This is a genomic window from Kitasatospora sp. NPDC127111 (assembly GCF_042677465.1).
Taxonomy (GTDB): Bacteria; Actinomycetota; Actinomycetes; order Streptomycetales; family Streptomycetaceae; genus Kitasatospora.
Window position 1 is genome coordinate 1 of record NZ_JBHXTG010000067.1, and the last position, 11,095, is coordinate 11,095.

Below are 11,095 nucleotides of genomic sequence, written 5' to 3' on the forward strand. Positions count from 1 at the left end.
GACGCGCTGGCGGCCGACCGCCGGGCGGCCGGACTGCCCGGCACGTCCCTCGGCTGGGGCCTGTGGGCGAACGTCAGCGGCCTCACCGGGCAGCTGACCGACTCGGAGCGGTCCCGGATGACCCGGAGCGGGACCAGCGCGCTGAGCGCGGCCGAGGGTCTGGCCCTGATGGACCTCGCCCTCACCCGGGACGAAGCGGTCCTGGTGCCGGCCCGGCTGGACCTGGCCGGACTGCGGTCCCAGGCGGCCCGCACCGGCGAGGTCCCGCCGCTGTGGCGGGCGCTGGCCGGCCGTCCGGCCCGGCGCAGCGCCGCCTCCGGCGGGGCGGGCGCGGACTCGCTGCGGCAGCAGCTCGCCTCGCTGCCCGCCGCGGACGGCGACCAGCTGCTGCTGGACCTGGTGCGCGGGCACGTCGCCGCCGTCCTGGGTCACGCCTCCGCCGACGCCGTCGAGCCGGGCCGGGCCTTCACCGACCTGGGCTTCGACTCGCTCACCGCCGTCCAGCTGCGCAACCGGCTCACCACGGCGACCGGACTGCGGCTGCCGGCCACGCTCGTCTTCGACTACCCGAGCCCGGCCGTCCTCGCGGGACACCTGCGCGGACGGCTCGGCGGCGGGCCGGCCACGGCGCCCGCGGCCCCGGTGCCGGTCGGCGCGGCGGCCCACGACGAGCCGATCGCGATCGTCGGCATGAGCTGCCGGTTCCCGGGCGGGGTGACCGGCCCCGAGGACCTCTGGCGCATGATCGCCGACGGGCAGGACGCCATCTCGCCGTTCCCCGCCGACCGCGGCTGGGACCTGGAGGCCCTGTACGACCCGGACGCCGCGCACACCGGCACCTCGTACACCCAGGCGGGCGGGTTCGTGCAGGACGCGAGCACGTTCGACGCCGGGTTCTTCGAGATCAGCCCGCGTGAGGCGCTGGCGATGGACCCGCAGCAGCGGCTGCTGCTCGAACTGTCCTGGGAGGCCTTCGAGCGGGCCGGGATCGACCCCGCGTCCCTGCGCGGCAGCCAGACCGGCACGTTCGTGGGCGGGTACACGTCCGGGTACGAGATGAGCGTGCTGGCGCACGGCGGGGCCGAGGCCGAGGGCCACCTGATGACCGGGATCGCGACCAGCATCCTGTCCGGCCGGCTGGCCTACACCTTCGGCCTGGAGGGGCCGGCGGTGACGGTCGACACGGCGTGCTCGTCGGCGCTGGTGGCACTGCACCTGGCCGCGCAGGCGCTGCGATCCGGCGAGTGCTCGATGGCGCTGGCCGGAGGCGTGACGATCATGGCCACGCCGGGGACGTTCGTCGAGTTCTCCCGGCAGCGCGGGCTGGCCCCGGACGGCCGCTGCAAGGCGTTCGCCGCCGCGGCGGACGGCACCGGCTTCGCCGAGGGCGCGGGCGTGCTCGTGGTCGAGCGGCTGTCCGACGCGCAGCGCAACGGGCACCGGGTGCTCGCCGTGCTGCGGGGCAGCGCGACCAACCAGGACGGCGCGTCCAACGGGCTGACCGCCCCCAACGGGCCCTCGCAGCAGCGGGTGATCCGGGCCGCGCTGGCCAACGCCGGCCTGCGCGCGGACGAGGTCGACGCGGTGGAGGCGCACGGCACGGGCACCAGGCTGGGCGACCCGATCGAGGCCCAGGCGATCCTGGCGACGTACGGGCAGGACCGGCCGGAGGACCGGCCGCTCTGGCTGGGCTCGGTGAAGTCCAACATCGGGCACACCCAGGCCGCGGCCGGTGTCGCCGGTGTGATCAAGATGGTCCTCGCCCTCCAGCACGGCCGGCTGCCCGCGACGCTGCACGTGGACGAGCCCACGCCGCACGTCGACTGGTCGGAGGGCCGGGTGCGGCTGCTGACCGAGCCGGTGCCGTGGCAGGCCGACGGGCGGCCGCGCCGGGCGGGCGTGTCCTCGTTCGGGATCAGCGGCACCAACGCGCACGTCATCGTCGAGGAGGCCCCGGTGCCGGTCGGCACGGTCGTTCCCGCGGCGCCGTCGGCCCCGCCGGCGGTGGTGCCGTGGGTGCTGTCCGGGCGGACCCCGGAGGCGCTCCGGGCCCAGGCCGGGCGGCTGCGTGCGTTCCTGCTCGACCGACCGGAGGTGGACCCGGTGGACGTCGGGTTCGCGCTGGCCACGACGCGCACGCTCTTCGACCGCCGGGCGGTCGTGCTGGGCGAGGACCGGGACGGCCTGCTCGCGGGCCTCGCCGTGGTCGCGGCCGGCGTGCCGACCAGGGACGTCCTGACCGGCACCGCGGCCGCGGGCCGCAAGCCGGTGTTCCTCTTCCCCGGCGGCGACTCCGGGTGGCTCGGTTCCGCCGCCGCACTGCTGGATGAGGCACCGGTGTTCGCGGCCCGGATCGCCGCCTGCGAGGAGGCCCTGGCCCCCTACGTGGACTGGAAGGTGACCGAGGTGCTGCGCGAGGGCCCGGCCGGGCCGGCGCTCGACCGCCCCGACGTCCGCCGGCCGGTGCTGTGGGCGGTGATGGTGTCGTTGGCCGCGCTGTGGCGCTCGGCGGGCGTGCACCCGGCCGCCGTCGCGGGGCACGCCGTGGGCGAGCTCGCGGCCGCGCAGGTGGCCGGCGTGCTGTCGCTGGCGGACGCGGCCAGGATCGCGGTGCTGGCCGGCGGTTCGCCGGCCGGGGTGGACCCGGACGGGCCCGAGCTCGCCGCCGTCCGCCCGCGGGCGGGGACGGTGCCGGTGTTCTCCACCCGGGCCATGGCCTGGGTCGAGGGCGCGGACCTGGGCGCCGCCCACTGGTGGGGGAGCCCGCAGGACACCGTGCCGGTCGGGGAGTTGGTGGACGCCCTGACCGGGGCCGGGTACAGCGCGTTCGTCGAGGTCAGCCCCGACCCGGTGCTCACCACGGCCGTCACCCGGGCCCTGGACGACAAGGGCCTGCGGACCGAGGCCGCCGTCACCGGGACGCTGCGGCACGGGGAGGGGGGACTGCGGTCGTTCACGGCCGGCCTGGCCGCCCTCCACGTCCACGGGATCACCGTGGACTGGGCCGCGGTCCTGGGCGGCGGGAGCCGCGTCGAGCTGCCCACCTACGCCTTCCAGCGCGAGCACTACTGGCCGCAGCCGCCGGCCCGCAGGCCCGGCTCCGAACCGGCCGCGGCCGGTTCGGCCTCACCGGGCGAGCAGCGGTTCTGGGCCGCGCTGGAGGACAAGGACATGGCCGCGCTGGCCGAAGTCCTGGGCCTGGACGGGCCGTTGCGGGAGGACACGCCGCTGGGCACGGTGCTGGCGCAGCTCGCGAGCTGGCGCCGGCGGGAGCGCGAACTCGCGCCGCCCACCGGCCCGCAGGCCGGCGACGACGGGGCGCAGACCGGTCCCGGGCACCTCGCCTGGGTGCGGCAGCTGGCCGGCCTCTCCCGGCCCGAGCAGCAGGAGCTGATGCTCGACCTGCTGCGCCAGGAGATCGCCGCGATTCTCGGCTACGCGTCGGTCGACCCCGTCCGCCCGAACGGCGACGTCTTCGAGATGGGCATGAATTCCATGACGGCTGTTCAACTGCGGGAAAGCGTCACCGAGCTGACCGGCCTTAAACTGCCGGAGGGCTTCGTCTATGACCTCTACATGCCGGAAGCGATCGCGAAGTTCCTGCTCGGCGAGCTGACGGCGACGCTCCGGGAAAGTGCCGGGGACCAATGAGAATCCGGCAATCCGGGACCGCACCGGCGGCCGACCGGTTTTTCGAAGATCAGTTCCGCGGGCCGCACCGCAGGAAAACCAGCCATCCGACTCCGAAGATGGGATGAGAAAGTGCCGAACGAGAACGCCTGGAGCGTCATAACCGCCCCCACGTCGAACTCCCTGATTCTCGGAATCGATTTCCCGGCGGCCGGACGTCGTGAGGCCGGGTTCGAGGACCTCGCCGAGAAGATGGGCTCGGCCTGGTCCGGCCACGGCATCCTGCAGACCACGCCCCCGCCGGTCCGGCTGGCCGACCGGCCGGCCGGCGACTTCTACACCGACTTCTGGCTGCGGGACGGCGAGTGGGAGAAGTACGAGGTGGTGGCCGTGCTCGGCTACTGCGTCGGCGGCGTCTACGCGGGGGAGATCGCGGAGCGCCTGGCGGAGAAGCAGGGCAAGGCGCCCAAGGTGATCCTCTTCGACGCCCAGGTCACCGACCTGCAGCTGCTCGAGTCGGAGATCCACAAGATGATCGGGCTGGCCGGCCCGGTCTTCTCCGCGGAGGAGGCCGAGCACGCCCGGAAGCGGGCCGCCGAAATCGTCGGCACCCCGTCGATCGGCCTGATCGACGCCGCCGTCGAGATCGTGGACCTCTACCGCGAGATGGCCTCCATCGCGTTCCAGCGGATCGGTCTCGCCGAGGCCCGCCGGGACGAGGTCGTCCTGCTCTTCGAGTCGTACATGACGTGGCTCTCCGCCGCCTCCCAGATCGACCCGAGCCGGGCGTGGGGCGAGTCGCTCTCCATCACCTCGTCCGACTACGCCGAACTGGAGCGGAGCGGCGCGGCGACCGTGGTCAACGCGGCCAAGGCGCTCGGCCGGCGGATCGAGCTGGAGATCGGCCACGTCGACCTCCTGCGCGACGACTCCACGGTCCGGGCCCTGCTCGACAGCGCCGAATTCTGAGTGAGATGAAGACCTCGAGCAAAGAGAAGGCCCTCTGGCTGCTGGAGCAGCTGGTCCCGGGGACCGGGGTCAACAACCTGGGGCTCGGCCTCCAGGTGAGTGGCCGGCTCCGGCCGGACGCGCTGAGGGCGGCCCTGGCCATCGTGGCCGGCCGGTTCGAGGTGCTGCGGACCGTCTACCGCACGACCGGGGCGGACCTGGTGAAGGAGGTCGTCCCCGCGGACGGGTTCGCCGTGGAGATCGAGCCGCTCGCGCTGTCGGGCGGCTCGCTGGAGGGGGACCTGACGGCGTTCACCGACCGCCCCTTCGCGCTCGACGGGCGGCCCCTGGTCAGGGTCGGGCTCGCCGCCCACCCGGACGGCGACGTGCTCTGCGTGGCGGTGCACCACCTGGTGTTCGACATGGTCTCCGTCGCCCTCTTCCTCCAGGCGTTCATCCCGGTCTACGACGCGATCGCGGCGGGGCGGCCGGTGCCGGCGCAGGCGACCGCGCCGGCCCCGGCCCTCGCCGAGCCGGAGCCGCGGCCCGCCGACCTGGCCTACTGGCGGGAGACCCTGGAGGGCTTCCGGCCGGACGGCCTCGACCTGTGGTGCGGCACCCCGCGCGGCCGGCAGCCGGAGCTGGCGGGCGCGAGCGCGGGCCGCGCGCTCTCCGCCGGGGCGCAGCAGGCCGTGGTGGGGCTGCAGCGCGCGGTGAGGGCGCCGCTCGGCGCGGTGATGCTGGCCGCGTACGCCGCGCTGCTCGCCTCGCACGGCGCCGGGCCCGACCTCGTCGTCGGCTCCCCGGTCAACGTCCGCGGGGCGAACACCGGCGCCATCGGCTACCACGTCAACGTCGTGCCGATCCGGATCCGGGTGGACCTCGGCGAGGGCTTCCGGGCCCTCGCCCGCCGGGCCAGGGACGCGTTCCTCGGGGCGATGGCGCACGCCGACACCCCGGTCGACGAGCTGACCGGGGAGCTCCCCGGGATCGGCGCGTCCTGGCAGACGCAGCTCTTCCGGCACCTGTTCAACTTCCTGCCCGAGGCACCGGCCGTCGAGCTGTCGGTCGACGGCATGGCGGCCCGGGTGGTGACGGTCGAGAACCCGCACAGCAAGTTCGACCTGGAGCTGGTCGGCTCGCCGTCCCGCGCGGAGGTCGTGTTCCGGTACTCCGAGACGCTGGCCCGCGCCGACGTCGAGGCGATGCTGGACCGGTTCGACGCCCTGCTGGTCGCGGCCGCGCAGGACCCGGACCGGCCGCTCGGCGAGACGGCGGGCTGGAGCGACGCCGACCGCCGGGCCGTCGAGCGGGGCAACGCGACCGCGGCCCCGGCCGCGTACCCGACGGTGCCGGAGGCGTTCCGCTCCTGGGTGGAGCGGACGCCCGACGCCCCGGCCGTGGTCGACGGCGAGCACACCGTCAGCTACCGGCAGCTGGACGAGGCCGCGGCCGCCGTCCGCTCGCTGCTGGCCGGGGCCGGCGTCCGCGCGGGCGACACCGTGGCGGTGGCCGCACCCCGCGGCGAGGCCGCCGCCGCCGTCCTCGGCGTCTGGCGGGCCGGCGCCGTCTGCCTGCCACTCGACCCCGGGCACGACCCGTCCTGGCTGACCCGGCAGCTCGCGCGCTCCCGCGTGCGGGCCGTCCTCACCGGGACCGGCGTCCGGCTGCCCGCCGACGGCGACCTGCCCCCCGTCCTGCCGCTGGCCGGCGCCCCGGCGCCCGGTCCCGCCGCGGCGGACGCGAACGGCGGACCGGCCGGTCCCGCCTGCGTGCTCCACACCTGCGGGGACGCCGGGCAGCCGGTCGCCACCGTCCTGAGCCACGCGGGCCTCGCGGCCGCGGTCGGCCACTTCGCGGCCGAACTCGGCGTCGGGCCCGGCACCGGCGTGCCGGCGCTCGCCGCGCCCGCCACGTTCGACGCGCTCTTCGACGTCTTCCTGGCGCTCGGCGCGGGCGGCCACTGCGTGGTCGTCCCCGACGCGGCCCGGACCGACGGCGCCGCGCTCCGGGACGCCGCCGGCGGCCACGACGCGACCGTCGCCGTGGTCCCGCCGGGCACCCCCGCCCGCATCCTGGCGGACCTGGCCGAGCAGCAGCCCGGCCTGACCGTCCTGGCCCGGGGCGACGAGCTGTCCGCCGAGACGGCGGGCCGGCTCCTCGCGGCCGGCTGCCGGCTGCACCGCGGCCACGGCAGCCCGGAGACCACCGGCTGGGCCCTGTCCGGCCCGGTGGACGGCCCCGACGGGCCGACCGGGGAACGGCCGGTCGCCCACACCCGGGCCTTCGTCGCCGCCCCCGACGGGCGGGAGCTGCCCCCCGGCGTCCGCGGCGAACTCCTCCTCGCGGGAACGAGCCTGGCCCTCAGCGACCCGGACGACCCCGCCTTCCCGACCGACGCCCGGTACGGGCGCCACCACCGCACCGGGGAACTCGCCCGCCGGCGGCCCGACGGAACCATCGAACGGCTCGGCCGGATCGACCGCCGGATCACCACCGCCGACGGCCCCGTCGACCTCGGCCACGTCGAGGCCGTCCTGCTCGGCCGCCCCGGGGTGACCGCGGCCGCGGCCCTGGCCGTGCCGCAGCCGGACGGCGGGCACACCGTCGTCGCCTTCGCCGAGACGGTCGACGCCGCCGGCGCCGACGACCTCGCCACCGCCGTCCCCGGGCGGCTCGTCCGCCTGGCCGGCCTGCCCCGGACACCCGACGGCCGTCCCGACCGGGACGCGCTCCTGGCGCTCGCCCGGAAGGCGGTCGAGCAAGGAACCGACCGGCAGGAGCAGCGGACGGACGACCCGCTCGTCCGCGAACTCGTCGGGATCTGGCGGGAGTTGCTCACCGTCGAGGCGACCCCGCAGACGGACTTCTTCGCCTCGGGCGGCCACTCGCTGCTCGCGGCCGTCCTGGCGCAGAAGATCGAAGAACTCACCGGTACGTCCCTTGAGCTCGGCGACGTGTTCAAGCACCCGACCCCCACCGCCCTCGCCGCGCTACTGCGCGCCTGACGGGCGGCTGGCGGCACCCCGCGTCACCACGACCGGGCCGGCCGTCAGGAACCGGCTCACGAAACCGCAGGGAAGAATCCATGACCGCTTTTGAGGAGCACCGCCTCGCCATCATCGGCGCCGGCGTGATGGGCACCAACATCTCGGCGCTCGCCCTCGGCCACGGCGTCTCCGTCGTCCTGGTCGACGTCGACGAGACCGTGCTGGAGACGGCACGGCAGACCATCAAGCAGAAGCTGCGGCACGCCCAGCTCATGGGCGTGCTGCCGGCGGACCGCCCGCAGGGCACGCTGACCACCAGCGTCTCCCTCGACGACATCGCGGACGCCACCACCGTCATCGAGGCCGTCACCGAGGTCGACAAGGTCAAGCAGGAGGTCCTCTCCGCGGCCTCCCGCGTCGTCGAGCCCGGCACGACCCTGATCTCCAACACCTCGTGCATCCCGATCGACGAGATGGCCGACTGGATCGTGCGCCCCGAGGACCTCGTGGGCGTGCACTTCATGAACCCCTCGTACATGATCAAGATGGTCGAGGTCATCCGCGGCCCGCGCACCGAGCCCGTGATCCTGGAGCAGGCCGTCGAGCTGCTCGCCGTCCTCGGCCGCGAGGCCCTCGTCATCGACGACTCGGCCGGCTTCGTGATCAACCGCCTGCTGCACCCGCTGATCAACACCGCGGCCATGCTCGTCCAGGAGGGCGTCGCCTCCGTCGAGGTCGTCGACGGCCTGCTGGAGGGCTGCCTCGGACACTCCACCGGCCCGCTGCGCACCGGCGACCTCATCGGCCTGGAGAACCTGGTCGACTCGCTGAACGTGCTCTACGAGCGCCGGGGCGACGAGAGCTGCCGCCCCTGTGACCTCCTGCTCGAAAAGGTGCGGGACGGCCACCTCGGCCGGAAGACCGGCCGGGGCTTCTACGACTACGGAAAGGTCGCCTCATGACCGTCCACGCGGACAACACCCCGCTGACCGCCGAGACTCTCCAGAAGGAGATCCTCGGCTTCCTCACCGAGCGCATCAAGACCGACGTCGAGCTGGACCAGGACCTCTTCGCGTCCGGTGTGGTCTCCTCCATGTTCGCGATGCAGCTCGTCGTCCACCTGGAGGAGGCGTACGACATCGCCATCGTCGGCGCCGACCTCAAGCTCGACAACTTCCGCACCGTCGCCGGCATGACCAGCCTCGTGCTGCGCCTGAAGGGCGACCCGGAAGCGGCCGGCGATGCCTGACCGACTCGCCGACGAGCGCGCCTTCATCGGCGGGCTCGTCGGCGCCCGGGCCGCCGCCTGGGACGTCGCGGGCGAACTGCCCACCGACCTGCTGCGCACCATGGGGGCCAAGGGCCTGCTGTGCGCGCAGGTCCCGGCGTCCCACGGCGGTCTCGGGCTGAGCAGCCGGGAGAACGGCGAACTCACCGCGTACGTCGGGAGCCTGTGCAGCTCCCTGCGGTCCATCATGACCTCGCAGGGCATCGTCGCCTGGACGATCCAGCGCTTCGGCGACCGCGACCAACGGCGCACCTTCCTCGCGGAGCTGACCAGCGGGAAGCTCACCGCCGTCGGCTTCAGCGAGCCGGGCGCCGGCAGCGACCTGGCGGCCATGCGGACCCGCATCAAGGCCGACGGGGACGGGTTCGTCATCGACGGCGAGAAGAAGTGGGTCACCGGCACCCGCTACGCCGACTTCGTCCTGATCATCGGCCGGCACGGTGACGGCGAGGGCGCCGCCGCCGCGATCGTCCCCGTGGACGCCCCGGGCGTGCACATCGAGCTGGTGCCCAACCCCATGGGCTGCCGGGCCGCCGGCCACGCCAACATCCGCCTCGACAACGTCCGGCTGCCGGCCACCCACGTGCTGGGCGGCGGCGGGCAGCCCCTGTCGATGCTGTTCACCACCGCGCTCTCCTACGGGCGCGTGTCGATCGCCTGGGGCTGCGCCGGCATCCTCCGGGCCTGCCTGAGCGCCGCCACCCGGCACGCGAAGCACCGGCACCAGGGCGGCGTGGCGCTCGCCGAGCACCAGCTCGTCCGCGGGCACCTCGCGGAGCTGCTCATCGCCGAGCAGGTCTCGCTGCGCGCGTGCGAACACGCCAGCGCGCAATGGGACTCCGCCGCACCGGACATGGGCCTGATGGCGGTCCTCGCCAAGCACGTCAGCGCGGGCCACGCCGCCCGGAGCGCCGCCACCGCGGTCCAGCTCCTCGGGTCGGCCGGCTCCGAGGACGGGCACGTGGTGGCCCGCGCGTTCCGGGACGCGAAGCTCATGGAGCTCATCGAAGGCAGCAACGAGATCTGCCAGTTGATCCTGGCCGACCACGCCCTCTCGCTCACCGACTGACGTCCGCCCGACCGAAGTCCGACCGAAGTCCGACCGAAGCTGGTAGGAGAACCCCGTGGCTGAGAAGCCAACCCTCGTGAAGTGCCTGGTCTGGGACCTGGACAACACCGTCTGGGACGGCACTTTGCTGGAGGACCCGAACGTCGAACCGTTCCCCGGAATCCGCGAAACCATCGTCGAGCTCGACTCCAGGGGAGTCCTGCACTCGGTCTCGAGCAAGAACGACCACGACCTCGCCTGGAACCGCCTCGAAGAGCTCGGCCTCGCCGAGTACTTCGTGCACCCCCAGATCGGGTGGGGGCGCAAGTCCGACGCGGTCAAGCTGATCGCCGAGCGGCTCAACTTCGCGGAGAAGGCCGTCGCGTTCATCGACGACATGCCCAACGAGCGCGCCGAGGTGAACTACCACGCGCCCGACATCCGCTGCTACCGGGCCGACCAGGCCGCCGAGCTGACCGGACTGCCCGAGTTCAGCCCCGAGATCGTCACCGTCGACTCCCGGCGCCGCCGCGAGATGTACCAGGCCAGCTTCCGCCGGGACGCCGAGAAGGGCACCTTCAACGGCCCCGACGAGGAGTTCCTGCGCACCCTCGACCTCGTCATGGAGATCAAGCGGGCCGACCAGGACGACATCTCCCGGGTCGAGGAACTGACCCTGCGCACCAGCCAGATGAACGCGACCGGCGTCCACTACTCCGACGCCGCGCTGCGCGCCCTGCTGGCCGACCCGGACCACGAGGTCCTCACCGTCACCCTCACCGACCGGTTCGGCCCGCACGGCGCCGTGGGCGTGCTCCTCCTGGAGCGCCACCGGGAGCTGTGGCACCTCAAGCTCCTCGCGACCTCGTGCCGCGTGGTGACCTTCGGCGCCGGCGCGGTCATCCTCAACTGGCTGATCGACCAGGCGGCCCAGGCCGGCGTGCACCTCGTCGCCGACTTCAAGCAGACCGAGCGCAACCGCATGATGGACATCGCCTACCGGTTCGCGGGCTTCGCCAACGACCCGTGCGCCTGCCTGGCCGTCCTCGGCGAGCCCGGCGGCGAGGGCGTCCAGCGCCTGCACCTGCTCGCCGACCGTCGCGAGGGGCCGACGACGATGCGGCTCACCTCGCCGGAACTGGCCGCCGTCGCGGCCGTGCGGGACGCCGTCGCCTGACGGTGAGGGACACC

The 11,095-nt window shown here is 74.4% G+C and carries 7 protein-coding genes; all 7 read left to right on the top strand.

Annotated features, from left to right (window positions below):
* Nucleotides 1-3,651: beta-ketoacyl synthase N-terminal-like domain-containing protein (locus tag ACFVHB_RS31065; protein ID WP_380328866.1), on the top strand; the 3,651-nt coding region annotated here is incomplete at its 5' end.
* Nucleotides 3,652-3,762: 111 nt separating this feature from the next.
* Nucleotides 3,763-4,599, top strand: coding sequence for a hypothetical protein (locus tag ACFVHB_RS31070; protein ID WP_380328868.1), 837 nt, complete (start codon nucleotides 3,763-3,765; stop codon nucleotides 4,597-4,599).
* A 5-nt stretch (nucleotides 4,600-4,604) separates the two neighbouring features.
* Nucleotides 4,605-7,586, top strand: coding sequence for a condensation domain-containing protein (locus ACFVHB_RS31075; protein ID WP_380328870.1), 2,982 nt, complete (start codon nucleotides 4,605-4,607; stop codon nucleotides 7,584-7,586).
* Between the two features lie 80 nt (nucleotides 7,587-7,666).
* On the top strand, nucleotides 7,667-8,530 hold the full coding sequence (locus ACFVHB_RS31080; protein WP_380328872.1) for a 3-hydroxyacyl-CoA dehydrogenase family protein: 864 nt from the start codon (nucleotides 7,667-7,669) through the stop codon (nucleotides 8,528-8,530).
* Nucleotides 8,527-8,817, top strand: a complete 291-nt coding sequence (locus tag ACFVHB_RS31085) for an acyl carrier protein (protein ID WP_380328874.1) — start codon at nucleotides 8,527-8,529, stop codon at nucleotides 8,815-8,817. Before ACFVHB_RS31080 ends, ACFVHB_RS31085 begins: the two co-directional genes overlap by 4 nt.
* The gene (locus tag ACFVHB_RS31090; RefSeq protein WP_380328876.1) at nucleotides 8,810-9,925 is read left to right on the top strand and encodes an acyl-CoA dehydrogenase family protein; all 1,116 of its coding nucleotides are present in this window, start codon (nucleotides 8,810-8,812) and stop codon (nucleotides 9,923-9,925) included. The genes ACFVHB_RS31085 and ACFVHB_RS31090 overlap by 8 nt, the downstream gene beginning before the upstream one ends.
* Nucleotides 9,926-9,980: 55 nt before the next feature.
* Nucleotides 9,981-11,081: an HAD-IIIC family phosphatase gene (locus ACFVHB_RS31095; protein WP_380328878.1), complete on the top strand. Its 1,101-nt coding sequence runs from the start codon at nucleotides 9,981-9,983 to the stop codon at nucleotides 11,079-11,081.
* Nucleotides 11,082-11,095 lie beyond the last annotated feature (14 nt).